Source organism: Streptosporangium sp. G12, from assembly GCF_052983175.1.
Window position 1 is genome coordinate 217,360 of the sequence record NZ_JBRIQO010000012.1, and the last position, 25,806, is coordinate 243,165.

Sequence of the window (25,806 nt, forward strand, 5' to 3'; positions counted from 1 at the left end):
CGCCAGGAGATGACGAAATCCGGGCCGCACATGGTGTGCGGCCCGGATTCCTTTACCAAGTAAATTCAGGCCGGGCCGATGTCGGGGCCGTCGGCTTTTTGGGACCTGTCCGGCCTGCTTCGGGGGTGAGCCGCCGGCGCGCCCGGTCCCCGGTTTCCGTCACCTCGGGTGCATCGGTTCGGTGAGCCGGTCCAGCGGCAGGAAGACCCGGGGTAGGCCGTCACGTCCGTGACCTACCTCGGCCTCGACCCGGTAGACCGCGCGCAGGAGGTCTGTGGTGATCACTTCGGTCACCGGGCCGTCGGCGACGATGCGTCCGCCGTCGAGGACGACGAGGCGGTCGCAGGCGGCGGCCGCGAGTTGGAGGTCGTGCAGGGTCACCAGGACGGTGATGCCGAGCGTGCGGACCAGCCGCAGGAGGTCGACCTGGTGGCGCGGGTCCAGGTGGTTGGTGGGCTCGTCGAGGATCAGTAGCCGGGGCTGCTGGACCAGTGCGCGGGCGAGGTGGACCCGTTGGCGCTCGCCTCCCGACAGGGTCGCGAACGGCCGGTGCGCCAGCGCGGAGACGTCGCATCGCTCCATCGTCTCGGCGATGAGCGCCCGTTCGGCGGCCGAGAGCCGGCCCAGCGCTCCGAGGTGGGGGATCCTGCCCAGGGCGACGATCTGCTCGACGCTGTCGTCGAGGTCGGCGGGGGTGTCCTGGGTGACGACGGCGACCTGCTGGGCGATCTGGCGTGGCGGGGTCCGCCACACATCGGCGCCGTCGATCAGGACCCTGCCGCGGTCCGGGCGGATCCGGCGGTAGACGCACCGCAGCAGGCTGGACTTGCCGCTGCCGTTGGGACCGATCAGCCCGGTCACCCTTGCGGAACCGGCCGTGAGACTGACGTCGTGCAGCACGTGCAGCCAGGAGACGTCCTGGATGTCGACGTTCATCGCAGGGCCCTTCGATCGGCGCGGATGAGCAGCATGAGGAAGAAGGGCGAGCCGAGCACGGCGGTGATCACCCCGATGGGGATCTCGTCGGGCTGGTTGAGCATGCGGGCCGCCACGTCGACCCAGACGAGCAGGAGCGCTCCCGTCAGCGCGGCGAGCGGGACCAGGCGGCGGTTGTCGCCGCCGAGCACGAGCCGTACGGCGTGCGGGACCATGAGCGCGACGAAGCCGATGCCGCCGCTCACCGCGACGACCGTGCCGATGACCAGCGCGCACATGACGATCAGGCGCAGCCGCAGCCGGTCGACCTCCACCCCCAGGCCGGTGGCGCCTTCGTCGCCGAGCACGAGGGCGTTGAGCAGGCTTGCCCGCGTGGCGGCCCAGACGGTGGCCGCGGCGACGATGAGCGCGGGCACGCCCACGTCGCGCCACTGGGTGCCGGACAGGCCGCCCAGGGTCCAGAACAGCGCCGAGCGCACCTCCTTGTCCGGTGTGGTGAGCACGATGTAGCTGGTGACGGCCTCGGTGAGCGCGGCGACCGCGACACCGGCGAGGATGAGCCGGGTCGGTGCCAGCTGTCCGCCGCGCCGTGACAGCGCCAGGACCAGCGTGAAGGCGGCCATGGCGCCGGCGAAGGCCGACAGCGGCAGGGACAGCGGCCCGAACGGTGACAGTCCCGCCAGCATCACCAGCACCGCGCCCAGGGACGCCCCGGAGCTCGCTCCGATGATGTAGGGGTCGGCCAGCGGGTTGCGCAGTACGGCCTGCAGCACCGCGCCCACGAGGGCCAGCCCCGCGCCGACCACGGCGCCGAGCAGGACTCGGGGGAAGCGGATGTCCAGCACGATGACCGCCTGGGGGCCGGCCGGCGCCTCGGTCACGAACCAGGGCAGCAGCCGATGGCCGAGCATGCGGGCGACGTCGCCGGAACCGATGGCGACCGGCCCGAGACCGACGGCGGCGACCAGCGAGACACCCAGCAATGCCGACAGCAGGGCCAGCGTGCCCAGGAAGGTCAGGCGGCCGGCCGGCGCTGGTCGTCGCGGCGCGCCGGACACCGGGCCCCGCCGTCTCGAAGCCGCGACGGAGGGTCCCGCGGAGCCCGGTGGCCGCTGCGGCCCTGGCGTCCCCGGCGGAGCCTGGGACTCCGCCCCCGGAGAGGTCACTTGGCCAATCCGGCGACGAGCGTCTTCAGCGCCCGGCCGTTGCGCAGGCCGGGCTGGGTGTCGTTGACCGGGATCACGATGAATCGCCTCTCCTTGATCGCGGTGACGTTCCTGATCGGCTCGTAGGAGGTCAAGAACGCGATCGCCTTGTCGGCCGGCTCGAACGCCTGGTCCTCGACGACGATGGCGTCGGGGTCGCGCTTGACCAGTTCCTCCCAGGAGATCTGCGCGTAGGAGGTCACCTCGGGGAAGATGTTCTCGCCGCCGGCTCGGCGGATGAGGTCGTCGATCAGGCCGTTGGATCCGGCGGTGCTCGGCTTCTCCAGGCCGCCCGCGTAGTCGAACACCTTGGGGGTGCCGGAGACCGGTTTCACGCCCTCCACCTCGGCGGTGAGCTTGCTCACCAGGTCCTCGGCCGCGTCCTGGGCGCCCAGGACGCGGCCCAGCTCGCGGATGTCGGTATAGGTGTCCTCGACGGTGGCCTTGCGGCCGGGGCAGTTGCCCGACAGCAGGTAGGAGTCGACGCCCTCCTTTTGCAGCTGTGCCCGATCACCGAGTGCCTTGGGGCCGTAGTCGTCGCCGTAACCGCTGACCACGAAGTCGGGATTGGCGGCGAAGACCGTCTCCTTGGAAGGGGGTGGGAAGGCGGACTTGGCGATGATGTTCACGCCTTCGAAGGCGGGGGCGACCTCGGGCAGGAGCTCGCCCGGGGCGACCGTGCCGGCCAGCCGGTCGCGGGCGCCCAGGGCCAGCACGATCTCGGTGGCGATCGTGCTGGAGGTGACGATGCGCTGCGGCGGACGCTCGAAGCGGTAGGTGGCGCCGCAGTTGCTCACCTCCACCGGGGTGGCCGAGGGCCGCGCGGTGGCCTGTGCGGCGGCGGTGGTGCCCGTGGCGGGGCCGGCGGTCTGGCCGCACGCGGCGGCGGCGAGCACGGTGGCCCCGGCGAGCAGGGCCTGGGCCGCGCGAGGGGCGATGAGTCTCATCGGAGGTGCTCTCTTTCGGGTTGGTGCGGGTTCTTCAGGCGGTCGGCGTGGCGGCCGCGCGGCCGGAGTACGTCGAGGATCGCGCCGGGCGGTTCGGCTCCGGCCGACGTGGCCCGGCCGGCGGCGAACCCTTCACGGTGCAGGTCGTCCGGGGGGACGGGACGGGCGCTCAGGCATGGGGCACCGGCGACAGGTCGGGGCGGCCGGGGAGGGGGTCGGCGCCGTCGCCCAGGAAGGGGAAGGCCGCCGGGGCCGTGGCCCTCAGGCCGGGCACGACGACGCGGGCGACGGCCAGGCCGCAGACGGCGACGTCAGGGCTGGTGAGGTCCACCGTGACGGCCTGCAGGCCGCTGCCGGTCAGCGCCGCGTCCGTGTCGAAGCGGCCCATCACGGTGGGCTCCGCGGGTGTCGTGAGCCCGCCGCGGGCCAGGCGGGTCAGCACGCGGGCGGAGAAGGAGGGGTCGGCCAGGAGCTGCAGATGGCAGGTGACGTCGGTGACGTCGGCGAGGTCGGGCCGGTAGGAGGAGGCGAAGGCGCGGTCGGGGCGGTGGGGGGCGAGCGGGCCGTGCGGGCGCTCCCACTCGGACAGGTCGCCCGCGGCGAGCTGGGCGGTGGTGTCCAGGGACTGGACGGCTTCGGCCGCGGCCTTCCAGGCGGCCGCGGTCAGCGGGTCGGCGGCTCCGGGAACGAACGCGCAGCCGACCCCCGCCGTCCCGCCGAATTCTTCTCCGGTGTCCTCGGCGACGCACAGCACCACCGGGGCGTCCAGGAGGTTCGGTACGGCGTGCGCGCTCAGCCGCACCCCGGGCACCTGGGGCAGCCGCACGTCCGCCAGTTCAGGGAAGGCGCGCCCTGAGGCCCAGGCGGTGGCCAGCGCGTGCCGCTCCACGACCTCCGCCAGCGCCGAGGAGCGCGCGGAGGCGAGGTCGGGGCCCGCGGCGATCCCGGCCGACACCGGCAGGACGACGGGCCGGGACCGCACGCGGAAGGGGGTGAGCCAGGCCAGTGCGGCGGGCACCCAGACCGGCGCGCCGTCACAGTGACCACCCCGCACCCAGTGGGTGCGGTCGGTACGCGCCAGCCCGGTGAAGGGGAATCCGTCGCGGGCGGTCTGTTCGGGTGAGTACAGCGCCAGGGTCTGCGGGTCGACGGCGCCAGGGGCCAGTTCGTGCCAGGTGGCCCGCACCAGCCGGTCTCCGGGGACGAGGTGGCCGCAGTGGCGTTCGGCCGCCTCTCCCAGGGCGCGGCGGCGGGCCTCGGCGGGATCGTGCCAGGAGGCGCCGCAGACCGTGGGGTTGCCGAGCGGCAGGCCGTACCCGGCGGTGGCGGCGAGGTCGGCGAAGGCGACGTGCAGGCGACCGCGCAGGAGTGCGGTGCGCACGCCGGTGACGAGACCGGTTCGGGAGTCGACGGGGATCATGTGTGCGGCAGGGGGACGAGGTTGACCCGGTCGGCGGCTCGCAGGCCGAGCCGGGCGGGGTCCTCGCGCAGGCGGTGCCCGCCGAGGAAGGGGAAGGCGGCGGGTGCGTTGGAGTAGGCGCCGGGCACGATCACCCGGGCGACCGACAGCCCGGCGGCCGCGATGTCGGGGGTGGTCAGGTCGGCCGCGTAAGCGCCCAGTCCCTGGGCGGCGACCCGCTCGAGGTAGCCGTCGAGCACATCGCCGTCCACGTGCGGCAGGTCGGCCAGGGCGATCGCGTCGGTGCAGGCGGTGATCGGCGCCAGGTGCGCGCGCATCCGGGGGTCGAGCCAGAGCTGGCTGTGGCAGCCCAGATCGACGACATCGCGAAAGTCGCCTCGGTAGTCGTCGGCGTAGCGGCGGTCGGCGCGGTGGGGCTTGAAGATGCGGGCGTCGATGACGCCGGCCGCTGCGGCGGCCCAGATCTCCCCCTCCGGGTCGATCAGGCCCAGCGCGTAGCGGCGCAGGGTGACGGCCTCGGCCAGCGCCTTGCGCACGGCCTCGGCGGGATCGGGACGCGCGGCGACGCCGAAGACGGCGATGCCGGCCTGCGGGTCGTCGAGCAGCACGCCCAGGACCGCGACCTCGAAGACGGTGGGGATGGCCACGACCCGGTAGCGGCAGCTTCCGGCCGCACCGGCGGCGCGGTACCAGCCGGGTTCGGCCTCCGGCAGCAGCGGCGCCGCGGGATGGCCGGCGCCGGTGACGGGCCGGGCGGGCAGCTCGCCGGCCCACCACACGACCGTGGCGTCGCGTTCGATGACCTCCTCCAGCGCGGCCGTGCGGGCGGCTCGCGCGGAGGACCCGGCGGCGATGCCGGCGAGCATGGCGTAGTTGGTCGGCGGCTCGCCGGTGCGGGGCGGGGTGAAGTAGTTGACGTAGACGAGAGAGGCCGGCAGCCAGGCGGGCGTGCCGTCCCTCAGGTCCGTCCCCTGGGTCCACAGCACCTCCAGGTCCGCGGTGAACGGGGTGAACGGGAAGCCGGGCTCGGCGTGCTGGGCGTCGCGGTACAGGGCGAGCCGGGCCGGGTCCAGGGCGGGTTCGCGCAGCCGCCGGTAGGAGGAGCGGAACAGGCCGGCGGGGACGAAGTTGCCGCAGTAGCGTTCCACCGCCTCGCCGACGGCGCTCATCCTGGCCCGGCCTGGGTCGCCGAACGCGGTGCCGGTGGAAACGCGGTCGGCGGGCCAGGGCAGCAGCCGGTAGGGCGAGCTCACCTCGGCCGAGCAGATGGCGAGCCCGTCGGGCCACCACGGCTCCGGCTCCAGGAGGTCGATTCTGCGGATCAGGCCGGTGCGCTCGTCGGCCAGGAGCGCCAGCGGGTCGTTGCCGGCCTGTGCGATGTCCGGCCGGTCGGCGGCGCCCATCGTGTCACCCCTTGTGTTCTCGCCTGTGTCGGTCGTGACACCTGGCGTACCGCCTGCGTCCGTCATGCGAAGGCGTCCTTTCTCGGGCGGGGGAGGTGCAGCGTCACGTCGCGGAAGGAGAGCTCGGCCCGCCGCTGCGGCGCCGGGTAGCGGGGGGTGCGCCCGGCGGTCAGCTCCAGGTGGAGCCGGTGGCCGGGCGGCAGCTCGGCCGCGGCCGGGGCCGGGCGGATCTCGCAGCGGGAGGTGCCCGTCGCGATGGGCGCCGTGCCGTCGGCCATCCGGGTGGCGGTGCCATCAGGCTGCTCGTGGACGAGGGTGGCGACCAGTTCGGTGCCGGTGTCGGTGGTGACCTCGGCGGTGAGGCGGGGTGTGCCGTGCCAGTACAACGGGCCGTCCAGGGTCAGCCGGACGACGTCGTCGCGGTCGGCCAACGGTGCCAGGTCGGCGGAGTGCGGCGCCGACGGACAGGGGTCGGCCGGGTCGTGCCGCAGTCGCATGCCGTCGGCACCGAGCGGCAGGGCGGTCCAGCCGGGGCGGCCGGGCGGGATCGGATCGGTGTCCGTCCAGCGGCCGGTGCCCAGCAGCAGGCACCCGCTGCGGCGGAAGCCGCCCAGCCACTCCAGTGCCAGCGCGAAGGGATGCGGTCCGGCCGGTTCCGGCAGGGCGCACTCGGGCTGGAGGCGGTGGGTGAGCGCGCTCGCCCAGCCGCCGACGACGGCTTCGGCGCGTGCTGCCAGCATGGCCTGACGCAGCGTGGTCGGCGCCGACCGGCAGTACCAGCTGCCCAGGTGCAGGCTGGGCACGGTGGCGGTGCGCGCGGCCCGCGCCATGCGCCGGGCCGCGGTCCTGTAGGTGCTGGGCGTGGCCGGCCACGGGCCGACGTCCACCGGCCAGGCCTTGGCGACGGCGGCCGCCGGGATCAGCGCGGTCAGGTGCGGTGCGCGGGCCAGGGCCGCGTCGTACAGGCCGGTGCGCACCGTCCGGCCGGTGCCCAGGTCTGTGCGCCACCACAGTTCCTCGTCCAGGGCGGGCGAGCCGATCGGCGGCCAGGGCTGGCGGCTGACGATCCCGCGGACCGCGGGGTGGCCGGCGGCGCACCAGGCGGCGTAGGCCTCGTAGGCCAGGCCGTACAGGAACACCTCGCCGTCGCACCAGGGCTGGGCCGCCGTCCAGTCCAAACTCGCGTGGCCGTCGGCGGTCTCGTCGGCGCCGGGGGTGAAGGCCCCCTCCGACAGGTGGCGGCCCCGCAGGTCCTGCACCAGGCAGGCGAATCCGGCCTCGGCCAGGGAGAGCGCCTCGGGCAGGCAGCCCGAGGCGCCGTAGGGCGTGCGGATCACCACCGCGGGGGCGGGCAGCCGGTCCGGCAGGACCAGGTCGGCCACCAACCGCGCGCCGTCGGACGCCTTCACCGTCAGGCCGGTACGCACCTTGCTCACGCGGGTGTCTCACGCATCAGGCCGCGTGGCACCGGCAGCACGGGGTGACGGCGGATCTCCCCGGCCGCCAAGTCGATCCCCACCTGGTGCCCGCCGCCGGGTGGGGGCGCGCCGTCGAACCAGGCGCGCAGGTCGGCGGCGACCAGGGCGGCGGCGACCTCGGCTCCGGCCGGGTCGGCCGGAGCCGCGGGCCGGCCGCCGGCCTCCAGGAAGGCCCAGTAGGCGGCCAGCTCGTCCGGCCACGGGCAGGCCGCCAGGCGGCGCAGCCGCACATCCTCATACCCGGCGCCGCCGGTCGGCGGGGTGAACGGGCCGACGTACCAGCGGCGGCCCTCGCTGTGGCCGCGGTGCCAGGCGAGGCGCAGATCGCGGCAGCGGGCGTCCAGTTCCCGCCAGGCCGTGTCGGGCAGGTACTCGGCGCAGGCGACCAGGGCTACGGCCTGCGGCTGGAGGTCCTGGCCGGGCTCGCCCCGCCGTACGGTCAGGCCCGCCTGGCGCAGGTGGCGGGAAAGCGGGTCCAGCAGCGGGCCGTCGCCCATCAGGAGGACTTCGGCCGCGGATGGGGACGCGGCGGCTGTGTCGGCTGTGTCGGCGGCGTCGGCTGTGTCCTGCGGCGCCACGGTGAGTTCGGCGACCAGGTCGGCGGCGTCCGGGAGGCGCTCGAGCGCGGCCCGCACCCCGAGCCGCCCGCTGATCAGCCCCGCCACCGCGGCCTGGTCCTGCGGCGGCACCTGCACGACCATGAAGTCCTCATCAGGGCCGTGGACCAGCCACCCGTCCCCGGTGGGCACGAACGTGGTCCCAGCCGCCCAGCGCGCGGGCCGATCCAGCCCGGAAGTCATCGCGAGCGCACCTTTCTTCGAAGTAACATCCCTCGCACCCGGGTGCGGGCGTGGTTGGCTCATGCCCGCACCCGGGGTCTCATCTCGCGACTAGCGCCAGGCCACCTTGGCGAGCGCCACCGTGGCGTGGTTGGACGAGTGAACGGACGCGTTGCGCGCCTTCACCTTCAGCTTCTTGACGGTCATGCCGAATCACCTCCTTTCATCGGATCGAGGGGACAGGAGCCTCGGACGCTCCGCTCGGCGGCACCGCGGTGTCCGCCTGGGAGCGCACGAGACGTTCGTAGGCCTCGCAGCGGACGAGGAGCTCTTCGCAGGGGTCGGTGTCGACGATCCGGCCGCGTTTCAGCTGCCCGCTGTTCACCCCTGTTGTCCGTGATGTCCCTACAAGGAGTAATGAAAACGAAAACCAAAGTCAATACTTGATCTTTGGTGACTTAGCAATGAAAATCATCATCACTCGATCGTCGGGGGTCACCGGTGGAACCTGCGCGCACTTTGCGCGAGCTGCTCGTGCGCAACCGCGACCTGCGCATGCTCTGGTTCGGCAACCTCGTCAGCGTGTGCGGCGGATGGTTCTCCGCCGTCGCGGTGTTCGCGATGGTCTACGAGTACAGCGGGGCCGGCCTGGCCGCCGGGCTCACCCTGGCCGTGCGCTACCTGCCGGGCGTGCTGGCGGGGGTCTGGGGCGGCGTACTGGCCGACCGGGCCGACCGGCGCACGGTGATGCTGGTGACCGACGTGCTCATGGCGGTGCTCGCCGCCGCGTTCCTGCTCGCCGACGACCCGGGACGGCTCTGGCTCGTCTACCCGCTGACCTTCGCCTCCGCCGCCGCCGGCTTCGTCTTCCAGGCCGCCCGCGGCGCCTGGATGCCCAGCCTGGCCCGGCCGCAGGAGTATCCCCTGTACGCGGCGGCCGTTCAGGTCAACGGCCTGGTCTTCCAGGCGCTGGGCGGCGTCACCGGAGGCCTCGTCGTCACGGTGGTGGGCTGGCGGTGGGCTTTCGCCGTCAACGCGGTGTCCTTCTTGCTGTCGGCCGCGCTCACCGCGACGGTCCGCTCCGGCGACCGGTCGGCGGGTGCTCCCGCGCACGGCTGGTGGCGCTCCCTGCGTGAGGGGGTCGCGGTGGCCGCCCACAACCGCGTCATCGCCGCGCTGCTGGGGCTGGAGGCGCTGTTCTGTCTCGGGTTGGGCGGTGCGATCACCGCGATGACCTACCTGGCGCTGCGTGTGCACGACCTCGGCGAGGGCGGCACCGGATGGTTCTACGCGGTGCAGGGAGCCGTGGGTGGTGTGGTCCTGGTGGCGGCCGCATCCCGGATCCGCGCCATGGGGCCGCGTGGGCGCCACCGGGTCATCGGATGGTCGTGCCTGGTCGAGGGCGTGCTGACCATGCTGCTCGGCCTGCCGTCGGGCGTGCTGCCCGCGCTGGCGCTGTGGGGACTGGTCTCGGCCGCCGAAGTGGTGTACGGCCCGGCGGCCATGACCACTTTGCTGACCACGACGCCGAACGAGACCCGCGGGCGGGTCACCTCCTTGTGGAGTGCCACCGCGACCTTCAGCCTCGGCGTCTCGTCCGCCGTCACCGGCATGCTCATCGACCGGCTGGGCGTGAGCGTGGTCTTCGTCGTTCTCGGCCTGGTCATGGCGGTCGCCGGTGGGGCCTGGCTGGTCGCGGGCATCCGCATCCGGCCGTTCGCCCCCGGCGAGGGGGGAGGCGAAGATGTGGCGCGATCAGCGCAAACCGGCCGCTGACCGTCGTCCACGCCCGCGGAGCGCAACATGCGCCGAAGCCGTGCACGCCATACGTGGTGCGGGCCTTTCGGCGCCTTCCACAGCAGTTCGACCGAAAGCGCCGGCAAAGACGCTCGGACACGAGCCGAGCAGGCGGGGCGAACATGCCGAATCGTGCCGCACTGTCCGTTCACGAAGCGGAGCAGCGGAACCAAGCACCAGGAAGGGATCTCGCGTGCGTTCGCGGACAGTCAGCATCGGACCCGGTCGAGCCACCCCGGCCGGACGGCGTCCGCGGTGTCGGCCCGCCGGCCACAGGACTTGGAAACGGCATGCCGGACCTTACGTCCCGGTGATCGTCTCAATGATCACTCCACCATCAGGAAATTCATGAAACAGGACCTGATTACCGATAAAGGTACCGAAAGGAACACCACCGTGATCTGGCACGATGAAGCGCATGGCTGAGCCTCGAACCGGCCCGCGGGACACGCGGATCGATGACGAGAGCCCGGTTCCCCCTGATTCGTGGGGACGTGAAGGTTCCGCGAGTCATGCTTTGCCGTGGGGGTTCGCGCTCGTCATCATCCTGCTGGTGGTGGGGCGTCTCACCCTCGCGCCGCACCTGACGGCGCCCGCGTTGCAGACCTGGGCCACGATCTTCGTGGCGATCTGCGTGCAGGCGCTGCCGTTCCTGGTCTTCGGGGTGGCGCTGTCGGCGGCGATCACGGCGTTCGTCCCGGCGTCGTTCTGGACCAAGGCGCTGCCGAGGCACCCGGCCGCCGCCGTACCGGTCGCCGGGATGGCCGGAGCGGTGCTGCCGGGCTGTGAGTGCGCGTCCGTCCCGGTGGCGTCGGGTCTGATGGCCAGGGGGGTGGCCCCGGCCGCCGCGCTGGCGTTCCTGCTCGCCTCCCCCGCGATCAACCCGATCGTGCTGGTCGCGACCGCCGTCGCCTTCCCCGGGCAGCCGCTGATGGTACTGGCCCGCTTCGGCGCCTCCCTGACCGTGGCGGTGCTGGTCGGCTGGCTCTGGCTGAGGTTCGGCCGCACCGACTGGCTGCGGATCCCCTCCCGGCCACACGGCGACGGCCCGAAATGGGTGCAGTTCGGCGAGGCGATGCGGCACGACCTGCTGCACGCGGGCGGGTTCCTCATCGTCGGCGGACTGGCCGCCGCCACGCTGAACGTCGCGGTCCCCCGCGAGTGGCTGACCGCGATCGCCGAGGTGCCCTGGCTCGCCGTCCTGGTCATGGCGCTGCTGGCGGTGCTGCTGTCGATCTGCTCGGAGGCCGACGCGTTCGTGGCCGCCTCGATGACCGCCTTCTCCCCCACCGCCAAGCTCGCCTTCCTGGTGGTCGGGCCGATGGTCGACCTGAAGCTGATCGCGCTGCAGGCCGGCACGTTCGGCAAGTCCTTCGCCCTCAGGTTCGTCCCGGTGACCTTCACCCTCGCCGTCGTGGTGAGCGTCGCGTTCGGCTGGCTGCTGCTATGACGCCGCCCTCTCCACCGCCCCCCTCGCTCCGCGCCCCCGGGCACGCCGACGGCTCGGCCTCGGGCCCCGGCACGATGGAAGGAATTCGCGCCCCCCGATGAACCGTGTTACCCAGAACCTCCTCCTGACCCTGCTGGGCGGCGCCGTGCTGCGGATCTCGGCGTTCTCCACGACCTACCTCAACTACGTCAAACCCGGCTTCCGGCCGTTCCTGATCGGCGCCGGGGTGGTGCTGGTGATTTTGGGGGTCATCGGGCTGCTCCAGGCGTCCCGGACGAAGGAGAACCCGGCCCACGACGACCCAGGTGACCACTCGGGCGGCCACGACCACTCACCCGCCGACCACCGCTCACATGATCACGACCGGCCCGGCGAAGGCGGCCACGACCACGCGCACGGCGGCCCCCGGGTCGCGTGGCTGCTGTGCCTGCCGGTGTTCGCGATCTTCCTGATCGCACCGCCCGCGCTGGGTTCGTTCGCCGCCTCCCGCGACGACACCCCACCGCCCCGCGACCAGACCCTGAGCTCCTTCACCCCGCTGGCCGCCACCGGTCCCGTGGAGATGACCGTCGGCGACTTCATCGGCCGCGCCTGGGACGACGACAAGAAATCCCTCACCGGCCGCGAGGTCAAACTGACCGGCTTCGTCACCCCCTCCAAGAAGAAGGGGCAGTGGTACGTCACCCGCATGCAGATCGCCTGCTGCGCCGCCGACGCCTTCCCCCTGAAGGTCGCCGTGAGGGGCCTGCAGGCACCGCCCGCCGACACCTGGGTCGAGGTCACCGGCACCTGGATCCCGCAGACCTTCGGCACAATGCCCAACGGCGTCATCTACCCCCAGATGACCGGCAAGAGCCTCACCAGGATCGACGCCCCCGACGAGCAATACGAGTAGCACCGGGGAGCACTCACAGGCTCAGGCTCACCTTCCCGAGCGCTGTCGGTCACCAGACGGTACGACTCGATCAGGTCGCCCTTGGGCGAGGACCTGACGTGCGGCCGCGAGCTTCGCCGCGGCCGCTGCGGTCCCGGCGAGGTGATCGGACCAGGCACGCTCCAACCGGGACAGGACGAACAGTCGCTCCACCTGGCCGGCGTCGGGGCACCAGGTGCTGCACCGACAGAGCTCGACGACACCCGCGTGATGCAGCACGCGGATGCGCTCAAGAAGGGGCGCTGGATCTCGGCCACCGAACAGATCCGCGGACCGCTGTTCGTCCCGGTGAACCGCCGGGGCACCGCACAACCGCGGCACCTCACCCCGGACGCGGTCGCCGACGCCCTCAACGTCCGCCGACCGGCCGCCGCCCTACCCCCGCTGACTCCCCACGACCTACGACGCACCTTCGCCGGCGGCCGCCAGGTCGCGTCCCGCTCGCCGCCGGATCACCTGTCAGGCGGCGTGTACGCCTGTACGGGGGCGCCCGTCGAACAGGCTGACAACAGGATCTCCTTGTGGACGGTGTGAGCGATCCGAAACTGTGGACCCCGCCACAGGAACAACTCCCGGTATCCGAAACAGGGAAACGATGAAATCGCCTTCACAACAGAGACGGCGCTGGATGTTCCACGAAGGGATCCGCATGAGGAAGCTCGCCGTTCGGCTCACCTGCCTGCTCGCCGTGGGCGCCGGCATCATGCCCGCATCCGGCACGGCGCTGGCGGCCACGCCGGCTTCGGTATCCTCCGGCACCGCGGCGGCCAGCCACTGCGTGGCCGACAGGTACGGAAAAGGGCTGGGTTGCTACAGCAGCCTGTCGCGGGCGATCCGGGTCGCCAACGCGGCCGGCTACGCCGTGGCCGTGCTCTACGACTGGATCAACTACAACTCCCGCGGCGACACCGTGACCATCTCCGTCCCCCGCGACTGCAGCAGGAGTACGTCCGGCAAGGCGGACTACGAGTTCAAGAGGCTGGACCACATGGGCTGGGGCGACCGGGTCAGCTCGGTGAACACCAGGCTGGGCAACGGCACGCACTGCGACGTGTTCTTCCACACCGACATAGACCTCGTACGGGACTGCGCCGGCAAGCGGTGGATCGACAAGTACGGGCACCTCGGCCACTACGGCTGCTACAAACGGGCGAGCTCGTTCAGGCTGAGCTGACCGCTCCCGAACCCTCCGACCGGGAGGACGGGGACATCGCCGACCCCCTGGGCGCAGACTCCTCCCCGTTTTCCCGAAGAGAGGAACGCGGGTGACCAGCGAGAGCAGCCCGCCGTAGAGCTCGTCGGCGTGGAAGCGCAACTGCGGGCGGCGGTGACGGGATCGAGAAACAGCGGAACGGCCGTTGGCGGTGAGAAAGCTCTCGTTTCTCGTCGTGGCGGTGAGCTGATCGGATGTGAAGAGGACAGGCGATCAGAGCCCGCTGAAGTGAGGGCTCGCCCCAGTCTCATCCGTCCCGGTCGCCGGCTTGAACCGAGTTGACGTGGTGACCCGCTGCCCCACCGCCCAGAGCCAAGGCAGCCTGCAACGTCACACATCCCTGAGCGGACACATATCCGCAGCCGGTCAGGGCGTGTTCTCAAAGAGTGTGTGGGTGAGCCGGCTGGTCGGCGAGTGCGTTGAAGGCCGGCCGGCCACCGACATGCTGAGCGATCTTGCCCTGATGGGTGTGAACGGTGACCTCATGCTCGCGTCGGTCCGGGTTGGCGAGGTCGACCTCGTAATCGCCGTCGGGAGCAGGGATACCGACCCGTACCAGGCATCGCTGTCGTCGGCCGGGTTGAGGGCGGCCCGTACTCCGGCGCGTTGCCGGCGGCGGAAGAAGCCGTAGACCGTCTGCCATGACCCATGTTGCTCGGGCAGATCCCGCCACGGCGCCCCGGTCCGGATCCGCCATCGGATGCCATCGATCAGCATCCGGCGCGGCACTACGGCCGGGCGTCCCCGCCCGGCCGTAGTCGGCAGCAGCGGCTCCAGCGGCTCCAGCACCGCCCATTGCTCGTCATTGAGATCTCCACGCATCCAATGATCATGAAGGTCCCGGAGCATCTGAAGACCGAATGCGAAAACAGGCCCTGGTGCTCTACACCCAGTGGCCGCCGGCCGCTGTCGCTGGTGTACGTCAGCGGTACACCTCGCCCCGGATCTGGGACCCCGCGCCCGACGTTCACCGGATCCTCTGGCACGCAGGCCCCGACGGCATCGAGCACAACCGAGAGCGGCTTCACGCCCAGATGGAGGCCGCCGTCACGCGCCTCCCTGTGCTGAGTGACTTTCCTGAAGAGGAGTGACGAGACCGCCCGCCGGTACACGTTGCCGTCGGAGGACGAGCGTCGCGCCGCCATCGAGGACCTGCCCATCGACGAGTGACTCGGGTTCGCTGTGAGGAATGTGGCGGCCATCGAGGAGGCCCCTGTGATCCACGCCAGCTTGACCTTCGGGATGGCGAGGTTAAATCGTTGTCCTCTTATTATGCGGGCTTGCAGTGTTTCGCGAAGCCGTCGTCGAATCCTCTGCCGTACGCCAACTGAAAGCCCTCGTTGTAGCCGACCGCGTAAGCCGCCTCGCCGACCTCTGGCCAAGCTGCTGAATAATCACGAACGCAATGGTTTATAGCCCGCGACTCTCCGCGTGCGTACCCTTCCGTGCGCCCTTTTTCGTAGCCCTTCTGATATGGAGTTGGATCTGCCGATATGATCGCTTGGGTGACGGGGCTTGGACTGGTCGAAGCTTGAGTACCGGCCGGCCAAAGCGTCACGGTGGCGAAGAACGCCGTTCCGAGGATGATGGGGTGCCGAGTGTGACGCATGTTCGTCTCCTCCTTCATCCGGACTCGCACGAAGACGCGACCACCTTTGGGTGAGTCGAGGTGCGTGTTTTGAACAAGCAGGGGCCAGGACGGTAGGTTGCCATCTTGCTAAAGAGCTTCCATCCGGCCTGATCTCGGATATGTGGTGAGACGCACTAACAATAATTCCGGAAGGTCATTTAGCTTAACCGGCCCCGTCGTGCTCTTTTCACTCCATGACATGAGGATAGAAAGTTCTCCAGCCCTAAACGTTAAAAGTCTGCGTCATCCCACTTTGCCTGACCTGGCTCCCTATGCTCCTTCGCAATGATCGGATACTCGGGACGGAGCCGACTCTGGCATTTGGAGGGATCGGCCGAACGAGGCTCAGGTTCGGCGCGGAGCCTGTCCTTCAGGGGGAGGCGTCGTCGTGTTCACCTGCGATCGATCAGCGGGCCGGGCGAGCATGACCCCATGACCTCGCCCTCACCCGACCTGCCCCGCCCGACGACGACCCCGTGCCCGACTGGGTGCTCCGGCGCGGCCGGGAGCTGCTGGACCCGCACCGCGAGGCGCTGGAGCCGCTGCTCCGCGCTGCGGGGGCCGCCTTGGATCCCGGCCAATAGACGCACAACGCGAGAAGCCCCCACCTTTCCGGGTGAGGGCTTCTTGAGGTGATCTTTGATCATTGGGGTTCGGCTCCGACGGCTGGAGCCTGAACCTCGCCATTCGGATCTACATGGTTCCGGGGAAATGGGCGTAGTAACCCCCTACCTCATCCCGGTAGCTGGTGTCCTTGTACTTGCTCTCATCGAACGGCGGCGCGTTTTTGATCTCTTCCTTGGTGCGTCCCACGTAGATTTTACGTTTCTCCGAGTCGATTTCGTTCACCGTGCCGGCTGGAAGGATGACCTTCTTGCCGAAGATCCACGGCCCGGTGTCGACAACGACGTAGCTGTCCCCGACCGCGTTGTTGGCCTCGTCCACCTTGCCGATCTTGCCGTCGAAGGTTTCCACGTCAAAACCGATGATGTCCAGCGACTGGTCCCCGTGAATGTCCGCGCGATAGGTCCATGGGTTCTCGATCGTCATTGGTGTTTCTCCTGTTCAGCCATTGCATCCGTCATCTAGCGCCTTGCCCGATGCGATGGAGGCGAACCGCGATGAGAGTCCCGAAGGGGGCTCAGTCCATGGACTGCACCTGATAGCGCGCGCCGGCCTCTGGCTGCCAGGGGTCAGCGGTCGCGGCGACGAGCCCGATGGTGGCCAGCTCGTCAAGCACCTGCCGCGTACGGTCCTCTGCCAGCTTCGCCTCCGTTGCGATCTCCTGAACGTGACCAGGCCCGTTGGAGTTGCTTTCCAATTGCGACACGGCCTGGAAGACGGCCGCCTGATCAGCGGACAAATCCGAGTCGCCTTGATCCGTCATGCTGGATCTCCCTCGATGCGTGACCGGCCCTTCTACCTGCAACGTCCCCGTTCGCACGCCATACATGCCGGGCCGCAACGCGAGAAGCCCCGCCGCTCCGGAGGAGAGCGACGGGGCTTCTTCATGTGGATCAGCTGCAGCATCCCCAGGGGAGGGGCAGGGCCAGCGTACGGGGAGGGCTCCCGGGGGCGGGGGTAATCGGCTCGGTCGTCAGCGTTCGTTATGCCGGTCCGTTATACGTAACAACCAGAGCTATGCGTGATACATCCGATACGCACGGTGGTACCTGAGGTCCGGCCCCCGCGAGGGTGGGGCCGGACCGTGAAACCCGACTCCCCGAGAGGAAACCGATGACGTTTTCCGAAGGCTGGCGCGACCAGTACCAACGCATGCTCCGCAGCCACCAGCGACTGCTCGAAGCCGTCGGCCCCGGCTTCATGGGCTCCGCCGAGGCACGCGACCGGCTCTACCACTTCTTCCAGGACGCCTACCACCTGAAGGATTGGATCAAGAACGACGGCTCTGACCCGACGGTGCTCACCACCAGCATCCGCAGCACAGTCGAATCGATCTTCGGCAAGCTCGCTGGCACCCCTCTGCTGCAGCTAGCTGCCGACCTCTGCAATGGGGTCGAGCACCTGACGCTGACGACCGCCAAAACCGGCGATGAGACGACTGCTTTCACCCGTCAGGATGCCTACGTCACCCTTGAGACGATTGAGATCAAGGTGTACGCCGGCGGTGCTCCAACCAGATCAGAACCGAAGCCAGCGCGCTCCGGATCCACCGGCGAGCACCGGTGGTTCGTCACCTCCAACGGTCAGACATATGACGCTGTCGACCTGGCCAATGAGGTCGTCGCCGAGTGGGAGAAGTGGCTCACCGCTCAGAAGCTGCTGCCGTAGTCGAGCCGAGACGCAGAATGCCGCGCCCCAGACTGAAGCCTGGGCGGGCATTCGTCTTCGATCAGCCCCGGGCCGCCGCCTGGAGCGCAAGGAGGAAGCATGGTGTCACCGCAGGACGACTCGTTCCTGGGCAGAGACCTGGCGTTGCCCATCGAGGAGCTCGGCCTCACGGTGCGTGCTTACGCCTGCATCAAGCGTGCGGGCATCGACACTTACGGCGAACTGGTCGCTCACAGCGAGCAGGACCTGCTGGCGATTGAGCGCAACAGCCCCATGTACGTCGAGGAGGTTAAGCAGAGGCTCGCCGCTATCGGCTTGTCCCTCGCGTGCAAGTGATGTCCTCGCAGAACCTCGGTGGGACGCAAAATACGACAACGACAGGTTGAGATCTCAGGTCCTGTAATGGATGATCCCGTCATGCCGTCGGAGACGGTAGCCGGATGGTCAGCGGGATTCACGGCGTTCCTCGGCCGGTTCGACAACCGCCAGATCGGCGTGTTCCTCGCCTACGCCTGCGACCGGGGACGGGCATTGATCGACCGGGAGTTGTACCCGCCCAAGGAGTGGACCGAGGACCGGCTCCGGTGCCGGGCCGCCGGTATCGGCGACGAGGTGGCTTTCGCCACCAAACCGGCACCGGCCCGCATGATGATCGAAAGGGCCGTGACGGCGGGTGTGCCGTTCGGCTGGGTGACCGCTGATGAGGTCTATGGCCAAGAACGAGGTCGGCCTCGATCACTGCCAGGTGCGCTCGTATCAGGCCTGGTATCGGCACATCACGTTGGCGATGACCGCGGCGGCGTTTTTAGTGATCGTGCGTGACGGTCTACAAAAGGGGGGTCTGCCGGCGGCTTTGAGGGTGCTTTGATGCCGGGACGGTCCAGGAGGTCCGTCGGCTGTTCAACCGCGTTGCCGCGCCCCTCGCGCACCCGATCGGTCATGTCCTTGCCTGGGTGGCCTGGCGTCGGCTCAGTCAAGCACGGGCTTGGGCCAGTCACCATAAGCGAAGACGCCCATAACAACCTGTCGTTGTCGTACTAAGGCGCTGTCCATCCGATCCACCCACAACCTCCGACGGACCCACGCACGGCCTCTCTGACAGCCCCACCGCGCCAAGCACCGCAGCGAGCTCATACACAGCGGACATGAGGTCGTACGCTGCCTCCGACCTCAAGGTGCGCTCCTCACGGTTCGCCAGCACGGGGTCGACGTAATCGAACTCCAGACCTTCGCCGGGTCTACGCATGGAGTGGCTCGGGAGACCGTCAAGGCGGCCGTCAGGCTCCTGCAGGAGGAGGGCTGGGTCTTCACCGTCCAGGCGCGCGGCACGTTCGTGTCGCCGCCCGAGAGGTGGCCCACCCCTCCCGAGTAGCACTCGACATGACCATGCCCCGCGACCGGATCGGTCACGGGGCGCTTCCATGATCATGCGTCACTCATGCGTCATGATCTTGGTTTAACGGGGGGAACCCTGGAGTTTGATGAAACACCATGCGTTGCGTTTCCCCAGGTCAACACCTAGACCGTCTCGCTGACCAGGTGGGCCACGCACTCCACGTGGTGCGTCATCGGGAAGGCGTCGAAAGCCCGCAGATCGGCGAGGCGGTAGCCCCGCTCGGCGAACCAGGCCAGGTCGCGGGCGAGGGTGGCCGGGTCGCAGGAGACGTACACGATCCGGGTCGCCTGAAGGGTGGTCACGCGGTCGACGACGTCGCGGCCCAGCCCGGCCCTGGGCGGGTCGACGACGACCAGGTCCGCGCGCTCGATGCCGAAGCGGTCGAGGGCGTTCTCCACCCGTCCCCTGGCGAAGCGGGCCTGGGGCAGGTCGCGGAGGTTGCGCTCGGCGTCGCGGACCGCCACGGACTCGGACTCGACGCCGAACACGGCCCCCTCGGGACCGACCGCCTCGGCCAGCCCGGCGGCGAACAGGCCGACGCCGCAGTAGAGGTCGAGGGCCCACTCCCCCGGCTGCGGGGCGGCGAACTCCATGACGGCGTCGAGCAGGGTGGCGGCGGCGCCGGGGTGCACCTGCCAGAAACCGCTGCCGGTGACCTGGAAGTCGCGCTCGGCGACGCGCTCGACGAGATGGTTGCGGCCGTGGACGACGCGGCTGCGGCCCTTGCCCTCGTCGACGAAGACGGCCACGCTCGTGTCGAGGTCGGGCACGGCCACCGTGCGCCGGGGCTTGGGCGCGACCACGACCGCCTGGTCGCCGGTGGTGGAGGCGATGACCTCGACCGAGGAGGCGTTGCGCCAGTTCATGACCTCGGCGCCGACGTTCTCCACCTCGGGGTGGGCGATCAGGCAGGCGTCCACCGGCTCGACGTCGTGGGAGCGGTGGCGGCGCAGGCCCAGGCCGCCCTCGCGGTCGACGGCGAACTGGACGCGGGTGCGCCAGCCGAGCCCGTCCGGGGCTCCGGGGACCTCCTCGACGGTGCCCTTCCAGTCGATCGAGGCCAGGCGCTTGAGCTGCTCGGCCACCACGTCGGCCTTCAGACGGCGCTGGGCGTCGAGGGAGGCGTGCTGCCAGTCGCAGCCGCCGCAGCGGCCGGGGCCCGCGAACGGGCACGGCGGGGTCACCCGGTCGGCGGAGGGTTCCAGGATCTCGACCGCGTCGGCCCGCAGGAACCGGGAGGTCTCCTCGGTGATCTCGGCGGTGACCCGCTCGCCGGGCAGCGCGTGCCGTACGAAGACGACCCGGCCGTCGTGGCGGGCGACGCACCAGCCACCGTGCGCAACCGGTCCTACGGTCAGTTCGATGGCCATGGTCGTTGCCCCCAAGGGAAAATCCGTCGTCGGTCTAGCCTCCTCGCGTCAGGAGCGCATAGAAAGGTTATGCCTTGACGTCCTCGTCCCGTGCCGCCTCCTGGCGCGGACGGCGTACGGCGCCCGGCGCGAAGGGCTCGGGGCGGCCCTTGAGCCGGTCGGAGGAGTGCAGCTGCCAGGGCACGCTGATGACCATCACACCCGGCTGGAACAGCAGGCGGCCCTTCAGCCGCAGCGCGCTCTGGTTGTGCAGGATGTGCTCCCACCAGTGGCCGACGACGTACTCGGGAATGTAGACGCTCACCACGTCGCGGGGCGAGCGGCGGCGCAGCGACTTGACGTACTCCAGGATCGGCCGGGTGATCTCGCGGTAGGGCGAGTCGAGCATCTTCAGCGGTACCGGGATGCCGCGCCGTTCCCACTCCTCCTGCAGCGCCCTGGCCTCGGGGCCCTCCACCCCCACGGTGATCGCCTCCAGCTTGGAGGGGCGGGTGGCGCGGGCGTAGGCGAGGGCGCGCAGGGTCGGCTTGTGAATCTTGGAGACCAGGACGATGGCGTGGTTGCGCGCGGGCAGCATCGACTCGTCCACCTGGGACTCCTCGGCGACGGCGAGCTCGGCGGCCACGTTCTCGTAGTGGCGGTGGATGCCCTTCATCATCAGGAACAGCACCGGCATGGCCACGCAGACGATCCACGCCCCGTGGGTGAACTTGGTGACCAGCACCACCACCAGCACCACGCCGGTCATGACGCCGCCGAAGAAGTTGATGGTCCGCGAGCGGTGCATCTGGTGGCGGACCCTCAGGTCGCCCTCGGTCCTCAGGTGCCGCGTCCAGTGCCTGACCATGCCGATCTGGCTCAGCGTGAACGACACGAAGACGCCCACGATGTAGAGGTTGAGCAGGCGGCTGACGTCGGCGTCGAAGCCCCACAGCAGCAGGCAGGCCCCGGCGGCGAGGATCACGATGCCGTTGGAGAAGGCGAGCCGGTCTCCCCGGGTGTGCAGCTGGCGGGGCAGGTAGCGGTCCTGGGCCAGGATCGAGCCGAGCACCGGGAAGCCGTTGAAGGCGGTGTTGGCGGCCAGGAACAGGATCAGCGCGGTGACGGCGGCGATGACGAAGAAGGGCAGCGAGCCGTTGCCGAAGACCGCGTCCGCCACCTGGGCGATGATCGGCTGCTGGTAGTAGCCGGGCCCGGCGGGCCTGCCGTCGATGAGGACGTCACGATAGGCGACGGAGGGCTCGGCGACCTTGACGCCCGAGGCCAGCCCCAGGGTGATGATGCCGACGAACATGGTCACCGAGACCAGGCCCATCATCAGCAGGGTGCTCGCGGCGTTCTTGCTCTTGGGCTTGCGGAAGGCGGGCACGCCGTTGCTGATCGCCTCGACACCGGTGAGGGCGGCGCAGCCGGAGGAGAACGCGCGCAGGATCAGGAAGGCCGCCGCGAAGGAGGTCAGGTTCGACTGCTCGGCGATGATCTCGTACCCGGAGGTGGGCGCGTGCAGCTCGTCGCCGAGGACGAGCACCCGGAAACCGCCCCACGCGACCAGGCCGAGGACGGCGAACATGAAGGCGTAGGTGGGGATCGCGAAGGCCGCGCCAGACTCCCGGATGCCTCGCAGGTTGACGATCGTCAGCAGCACGACGATGACGATCGCGACCAGCGGCTTGTGCTGGGCGACGTACGGGATGGTGGCGCCCACGTAGTCGACGCCGTTGGCGACCGAGACCGCGACGGTCAGCACGTAGTCGACCATCAGGGCGCTGGCGACGGTCAGGCCCGCGTTCGGGCCGAGATTGACGGTGGCGACCTCGTAGTCGCCGCCCCCGCTGGGGTAGGCGTGCACGTTCTGCCGGTACGACGCCACGACGGTGAGCATCACCACCACGACGGCGACGGCGACCCAGGGGCTGAAGTGGTAGAAGGAGATTCCGGCGAGAGAGAGGATGACCAGGATCTCCTGCGGGGCGTAGGCCACGGAGGAGAGGGCGTCACTCGCGAAAACGGGCAGCGCGATGCGCTTGGGGAGCAGCTGCTCGTGCAGCTGCGTGCTGCGCAGCGCCCGCCCGATGAAAAGGCGTTTGACAAGGTCCGTCACCTTCGACACGTCTGCAGATGCTAGCCGTTATTACTCGGCCCCACTCACGCGGCACTCCTGGGGCGGTCCATACTGGCTGAATACATCGGGATCAAGATCCGCCTCACAGCGACCGGCGGGGGAGCATGCATATCGTGATCATGGGGTGTGGCCGGGTCGGTTCGACCCTGGCGCACATCCTCGAGGACAGCGGCCACTCGGTCGCGATCATCGACCGTGACCCGCAGGCGTTCCGTCGCCTGCGGGCGGGGTTCAGGGGTCGCAGGGTGACCGGGATCGGGTTCGACCGGGACGTCCTGGAGGAGGCCGGCATCGAGGCCGCGGGCGCCTACGTGGCGGTGAGCAGCGGCGACAACTCGAACATCATCTCCGCCAGGGTCGCCCGCGAGACGTTCGGCGTGGACAACGTCGTGGCGAGGATCTACGACTCCCGGCGCGCCGAGGTCTACCAGCGGCTGGGCATCCCCACCGTGGCCACGGTCCGCTGGACCGCCGACCAGATCCTGCGCCGCGTCCTGCCCGAGGGCGCCGAGCCGCTCTGGCGCGACCCCAGCGGGTGCGTGGTGCTGGCGGAGGTGGCCTACCACCCCAGCTGGATCGGCACCCCGACGAGGGATCTGGAGGCGGCGGCGGGCACCCGCCTGGCGTTCATCAACCGGATCGGCGACACCCTGCTGCCCAAGAACGACTCGGTGGTGCAGGAGGGCGACGTGCTGCACGTCATGGCGGTCGAGACCGACATGGACCGCATCAACAAGGTGCTGTCCGGGGCGCCGGAGGAGGAGCACTGATGCGCGTCACCATCGCCGGCGCGGGAGCGGTCGGCCGGTCGATCGCCGCCGAACTCCTGGAGAACGGCCACGAGGTCCTGCTCGTCGACATCGACCCCAAGGCCATCAAGATCGATACCGTGCCGCGGGCCGAGTGGCTGCTCGCCGACGCCTGCGAGATCTCCTCGCTGGACGAGGCGGGCCTGGCCGAGTGCCACGTGGTCGTCGCCGCCAGCGGCGACGACAAGGTCAACCTCGTGGTGTCGCTGCTCGCCAAGACGGAGTACGGCGTGCCGCGCGTGGTCGCCAGGATCAACCACCCCAAGAACGAGTGGCTGTTCAACGAGTCGTGGGGCGTCGACGTGGCCGTCTCGACCCCACGCCTGCTGAGCGCGCTGGTCGAGGAGGCGGTCAGCGTCGGCGACCTGGTGCGGCTGATGACCTTCCGCCAGGGGCAGGCCAACCTGGTCGAGCTCACCCTGCCCGAGGACGCGCCGGTCGTCGGCCAGCGCGCCGGCTCGGTGCCGTGGCCCAACGACACCGCCCTGGTCGCGATCCTGCGCGAGGGCCGGGTGCTGGTGCCCACCGCCGACGACCCGCTGGAGGCCGGTGACGAGCTGATGTTCGTGGCCAGCCAGGAGGTCGAGGAGGAGCTGGCCGAGCTCCTGTCCCCGCACCGCACGCCCCGCTGAGCCGGGATCCCCCGCACCGCACGCCGCTCCCGGCCTGGACCTGGAGCAGGCGGAAAGAGCCGGACCGGCGGTGAACGGGGAAGCCCTCCGCGACGGCGCGGAGGGCGGCGGACCCGGGACCGGGCCCCGCGGTCAGGAGACCGCGGGCCGCGCCGGGGTCCTGCCCCGGGCCAGGAGCCACACCATGGCGGCGAATGCCGCGACCTGGAGCGGCCAGCCCATCGCGATCTTGAGGATGCCCAGCTCGGCGACCGCGTCGTTCCCGCCGATCAGGAAGACGGGGAGCTGCGCCGCCACCCGGACCACGCACGGGATCATCAGCAGCCAGGTGAGCCTGGTGCAGAGCTTCACCACGGCCGGATCCGCGCGCCACGCGGTCGGGTCGCCGGTGACGGAGCCGATGAGGAAGCCCACCACCGGCCATCGGGTGACGATCGACAGCAGCATCACCACGGAGTAGCCGGCGTTGTAGAGGATGCCCGGCAGGAAGACGTCCTTCGCCTCGCCGGTGCGGGAGGCGAAGAACGCGCCGATGCCGATGCCGATCAGGCTGTTGACCACGAACTGCGGCGTCGAGCGTTGCAGCAGCCGCACGACGAGCAGCAGCACCGCGGCCGAGATGCTGACGATCAGGGACTGCTTCAGGTTGGAGGTGGCGACCCACATGCCGGTGAAGGCGATGGTGGGCACGGCGGCCTCGATGACGCCCCGCACTCCGCCGAAGGCCTTGGCAAGCTGGCTGCGGATCGCGGCCTCGACCGTGTCGTGCGCGGCGGTCTCGCCGGTGGTGGTCATCTTCTCGCTCACCGTCTCGTGATCGTCAATCACTCACGCACCGCCCGCGGGGCGTAGCTCGTATCTCGGATTGAACATGACTTTGCGGCCATCCTGCACGCTGACGAGTCCTTCCGCCAGCACCAGGCGTCCCGGCTCGATGCCCGCGATCTTCCTTCGGCCCAGCCATATCAGGTCGATCACATCGGAACCATCGTAAAGCTCGGCCTCCAGCGCCGGAGCGCCCCCGCGGGGGCGCAGTGTCACCGTCCGCAGCGTGCCGGTCACGCAGAAGCGGCGGCGCATGCCGCACGAGACGATGGGCGTGGCGCCGTGGCGGTCGAGGTCCTGCTGGAGCTCGTCAGCCTCCAATTCGGCCTGACCGGCGGTCAACCGGCGGAAGAATCCCCGCAAACCGCTCTGTTTATGCGGCTCCTGAGAACCCACGGACCTCTCCTTCACACACGAGTCGAACCAGCGTACGCGATCGGGCCCGTCAGCGGATCTCGGCGATCTCCGGCCCGCGGTCGAACGGGTTGAGGTCGGACACGTCGCCCCCGGCGGCCTGCTGCTCCGCGGCCTGCCTGGCCTCGGGCGGCAGCCGGAGCTCGATCGCCTCCTTGGGGGCCATCGGCTCGTCGCCACGTACCACGACTATGTCCCGGACGACACCCTCCAGCGTCGCGGCGACCCCGGCGTCCTCCGCGGCCTTCCCGCTGATCACCGCGCGCAGGAACCAGCGTGGCCCGTCGACCCCGATGTAGCGGACCGGCTGCTCGCCCCCCTCCGCCGGGATCCTGGCGGCCAGCTCGACGCCGAACGCCCCCTCCCGCTCCTCGGCGGTGCCCCCGGCGCTCTTGACCCCCTCGGCCAGCTCGGCCCTGACCTCGTCCCAGATCCCGCTCCGCTTGGGCGCCGCGAAGGCGTGCACCTGCAGGGCGCTCCCCTCGAACAGGACCACCGCGCCGACGATCTGGTCACCGGCCAGGTTGAGCTGCACCTCGAAACCGGCGTCGACCGGCAGGCGCATGCCTCCGAGGTCGACCCGCTCCCGCTCGGGATGGGGCTCGTCGGCGTCCCACGGCCCCGACTCCCGCGAAGGGACCTGCTCGACCTCCTCCACCACGGCCTTGGCGGCCTTGGCGGCCGGGGACTTCTCACGGCGGTTACGTCCGAACACTTTCCTCACGCTCCTTGAAGATTCACTGGTCACTCGTCC

26 protein-coding genes and 2 pseudogenes are annotated in these 25,806 nt (G+C 70.2%); 12 read left to right on the plus strand and 16 right to left on the minus strand.

Translation table 11 applies throughout. From position 1 onward, the window contains the following. Nucleotides 1-159 precede the first annotated feature (159 nt). From ACVCAG_RS20050 to ACVCAG_RS20085, 8 genes are all read right to left on the minus strand, one after another. Nucleotides 160-936 carry an ATP-binding cassette domain-containing protein gene (locus tag ACVCAG_RS20050; protein WP_440084822.1) on the minus strand — a complete coding sequence of 259 codons (777 nt, stop codon included), beginning with the start codon at nt 934-936 and terminating at the stop codon, nt 160-162. Continuing rightward, a complete protein-coding gene (locus ACVCAG_RS20055) occupies nt 933-1,994 on the minus strand; it encodes an iron chelate uptake ABC transporter family permease subunit (protein WP_440084823.1) in 1,062 nt (353 codons plus the stop codon). Before ACVCAG_RS20055 ends, ACVCAG_RS20050 begins: the two co-directional genes overlap by 4 nt. Before the next feature lie 104 nt (nt 1,995-2,098). Continuing rightward, entirely contained in the window at nt 2,099-3,088 is a 990-nt protein-coding gene (locus ACVCAG_RS20060) for an ABC transporter substrate-binding protein (RefSeq protein WP_440084824.1), read from the minus strand. A gap of 169 nt (nt 3,089-3,257) precedes the next feature. Then, nucleotides 3,258-4,469 (minus strand): YcaO-like family protein, encoded by a 1,212-nt coding sequence (locus ACVCAG_RS20065; RefSeq protein ID WP_440084825.1) that lies wholly within the window; start codon nt 4,467-4,469, stop codon nt 3,258-3,260. A gap of 35 nt (nt 4,470-4,504) precedes the next feature. After that, entirely contained in the window at nt 4,505-5,911 is a 1,407-nt protein-coding gene (locus ACVCAG_RS20070) for a YcaO-like family protein (protein WP_440084826.1), read from the minus strand. 62 nt (nt 5,912-5,973) lie between these two features. After that, nucleotides 5,974-7,347 carry a CocE/NonD family hydrolase gene (locus ACVCAG_RS20075; RefSeq protein WP_440084827.1) on the minus strand — a complete coding sequence of 458 codons (1,374 nt, stop codon included), beginning with the start codon at nt 7,345-7,347 and terminating at the stop codon, nt 5,974-5,976. Then, nucleotides 7,344-8,189 (minus strand): hypothetical protein, encoded by an 846-nt coding sequence (locus ACVCAG_RS20080; RefSeq protein ID WP_440084828.1) that lies wholly within the window; start codon nt 8,187-8,189, stop codon nt 7,344-7,346. The genes ACVCAG_RS20075 and ACVCAG_RS20080 overlap by 4 nt, the downstream gene beginning before the upstream one ends. A gap of 202 nt (nt 8,190-8,391) precedes the next feature. Further along, entirely contained in the window at nt 8,392-8,553 is a 162-nt protein-coding gene (locus ACVCAG_RS20085; protein ID WP_440084829.1) for a hypothetical protein, read from the minus strand. Nucleotides 8,554-8,669: 116 nt separating this feature from the next. On the opposite strand from ACVCAG_RS20085, the gene ACVCAG_RS20090 reads away from it, so the two are divergent. The 6 genes from ACVCAG_RS20090 to ACVCAG_RS20115 all read left to right on the plus strand — a co-directional run bounded on the left by ACVCAG_RS20090 (nt 8,670) and on the right by ACVCAG_RS20115 (nt 14,193). Next, nucleotides 8,670-9,944, plus strand: a complete 1,275-nt coding sequence (locus tag ACVCAG_RS20090; protein WP_440084830.1) for an MFS transporter — start codon at nt 8,670-8,672, stop codon at nt 9,942-9,944. Nucleotides 9,945-10,383: 439 nt separating this feature from the next. Then, the gene (locus ACVCAG_RS20095; protein WP_440084831.1) at nt 10,384-11,415 is read left to right on the plus strand and encodes a permease; all 1,032 of its coding nucleotides are present in this window, start codon (nt 10,384-10,386) and stop codon (nt 11,413-11,415) included. Nucleotides 11,416-11,512: 97 nt separating this feature from the next. Continuing rightward, entirely contained in the window at nt 11,513-12,310 is a 798-nt protein-coding gene (locus tag ACVCAG_RS20100) for a TIGR03943 family putative permease subunit (protein WP_440084832.1), read from the plus strand. Between the two features lie 81 nt (nt 12,311-12,391). Next, nucleotides 12,392-12,883: a hypothetical protein gene (locus ACVCAG_RS20105; RefSeq protein ID WP_440084833.1), complete on the plus strand. Its 492-nt coding sequence runs from the start codon at nt 12,392-12,394 to the stop codon at nt 12,881-12,883. A 115-nt stretch (nt 12,884-12,998) separates the two neighbouring features. Continuing rightward, on the plus strand, nt 12,999-13,523 hold the full coding sequence (locus ACVCAG_RS20110) for a hypothetical protein (protein WP_440084834.1): 525 nt from the start codon (nt 12,999-13,001) through the stop codon (nt 13,521-13,523). A 433-nt stretch (nt 13,524-13,956) separates the two neighbouring features. After that, the gene (locus ACVCAG_RS20115; RefSeq protein ID WP_440084865.1) at nt 13,957-14,193 is read left to right on the plus strand and encodes a hypothetical protein; all 237 of its coding nucleotides are present in this window, start codon (nt 13,957-13,959) and stop codon (nt 14,191-14,193) included. Between the two features lie 11 nt (nt 14,194-14,204). Here ACVCAG_RS20115 and ACVCAG_RS20120 read toward each other — a convergent pair. The 3 genes and pseudogenes from ACVCAG_RS20120 to ACVCAG_RS20130 form a co-directional block, all read right to left on the minus strand. After that, nucleotides 14,205-14,411, minus strand: a pseudogene (locus ACVCAG_RS20120) (transposase); the annotation flags it as partial. Nucleotides 14,412-15,885: 1,474 nt separating this feature from the next. Then, nucleotides 15,886-16,242 (minus strand): PRC-barrel domain-containing protein, encoded by a 357-nt coding sequence (locus tag ACVCAG_RS20125; protein WP_440084835.1) that lies wholly within the window; start codon nt 16,240-16,242, stop codon nt 15,886-15,888. A 91-nt stretch (nt 16,243-16,333) separates the two neighbouring features. Beyond that, complete coding sequence (locus ACVCAG_RS20130) at nt 16,334-16,579, minus strand: hypothetical protein (RefSeq protein ID WP_440084836.1); 246 nt, start codon at nt 16,577-16,579, stop codon at nt 16,334-16,336. 350 nt (nt 16,580-16,929) lie between these two features. Between ACVCAG_RS20130 and ACVCAG_RS20135 the strand changes: the two genes are divergently transcribed. The 4 genes and pseudogenes from ACVCAG_RS20135 to ACVCAG_RS20150 all read left to right on the plus strand — a co-directional run bounded on the left by ACVCAG_RS20135 (nt 16,930) and on the right by ACVCAG_RS20150 (nt 18,856). Further along, the gene (locus ACVCAG_RS20135) at nt 16,930-17,484 is read left to right on the plus strand and encodes a hypothetical protein (RefSeq protein ID WP_440084837.1); all 555 of its coding nucleotides are present in this window, start codon (nt 16,930-16,932) and stop codon (nt 17,482-17,484) included. 99 nt (nt 17,485-17,583) lie between these two features. Further along, nucleotides 17,584-17,820: a DNA-directed RNA polymerase subunit alpha C-terminal domain-containing protein gene (locus ACVCAG_RS20140; RefSeq protein ID WP_440084838.1), complete on the plus strand. Its 237-nt coding sequence runs from the start codon at nt 17,584-17,586 to the stop codon at nt 17,818-17,820. 99 nt (nt 17,821-17,919) lie between these two features. Next, a pseudogene (locus ACVCAG_RS20145) lies at nt 17,920-18,201 on the plus strand (transposase); the annotation flags it as partial. 532 nt (nt 18,202-18,733) lie between these two features. After that, nucleotides 18,734-18,856, plus strand: a complete 123-nt coding sequence (locus ACVCAG_RS20150) for a hypothetical protein (RefSeq protein ID WP_440084839.1) — start codon at nt 18,734-18,736, stop codon at nt 18,854-18,856. A gap of 146 nt (nt 18,857-19,002) precedes the next feature. On the opposite strand, the gene ACVCAG_RS20155 is transcribed toward ACVCAG_RS20150, so the two are convergent. Beyond that, nucleotides 19,003-20,250 carry a TRAM domain-containing protein gene (locus tag ACVCAG_RS20155; protein WP_440084840.1) on the minus strand — a complete coding sequence of 416 codons (1,248 nt, stop codon included), beginning with the start codon at nt 20,248-20,250 and terminating at the stop codon, nt 19,003-19,005. A 67-nt stretch (nt 20,251-20,317) separates the two neighbouring features. Then, nucleotides 20,318-22,360 (minus strand): amino acid permease, encoded by a 2,043-nt coding sequence (locus tag ACVCAG_RS20160; RefSeq protein ID WP_440084841.1) that lies wholly within the window; start codon nt 22,358-22,360, stop codon nt 20,318-20,320. A 116-nt stretch (nt 22,361-22,476) separates the two neighbouring features. Here ACVCAG_RS20160 and ACVCAG_RS20165 point away from each other — a divergent pair, with 116 nt between their 5' ends. Further along, nucleotides 22,477-23,142, plus strand: a complete 666-nt coding sequence (locus ACVCAG_RS20165) for an NAD-binding protein (protein ID WP_440084842.1) — start codon at nt 22,477-22,479, stop codon at nt 23,140-23,142. Beyond that, on the plus strand, nt 23,142-23,813 hold the full coding sequence (locus tag ACVCAG_RS20170; RefSeq protein WP_329084000.1) for a potassium channel family protein: 672 nt from the start codon (nt 23,142-23,144) through the stop codon (nt 23,811-23,813). The genes ACVCAG_RS20165 and ACVCAG_RS20170 overlap by 1 nt, the downstream gene beginning before the upstream one ends. 132 nt (nt 23,814-23,945) lie before the next feature. On the opposite strand, the gene ACVCAG_RS20175 is transcribed toward ACVCAG_RS20170, so the two are convergent. The 3 genes from ACVCAG_RS20175 to ACVCAG_RS20185 are packed head-to-tail and all read right to left on the minus strand — an operon-like array spanning nt 23,946 to nt 25,767. Further along, on the minus strand, nt 23,946-24,608 hold the full coding sequence (locus tag ACVCAG_RS20175; RefSeq protein ID WP_440084861.1) for a DUF3159 domain-containing protein: 663 nt from the start codon (nt 24,606-24,608) through the stop codon (nt 23,946-23,948). A 33-nt stretch (nt 24,609-24,641) separates the two neighbouring features. After that, a complete protein-coding gene (locus tag ACVCAG_RS20180) occupies nt 24,642-25,034 on the minus strand; it encodes an OB-fold nucleic acid binding domain-containing protein (RefSeq protein WP_344744598.1) in 393 nt (130 codons plus the stop codon). A gap of 49 nt (nt 25,035-25,083) precedes the next feature. After that, entirely contained in the window at nt 25,084-25,767 is a 684-nt protein-coding gene (locus ACVCAG_RS20185; protein WP_440084843.1) for a DUF3710 domain-containing protein, read from the minus strand. Nucleotides 25,768-25,806: the final 39 nt, after the last annotated feature.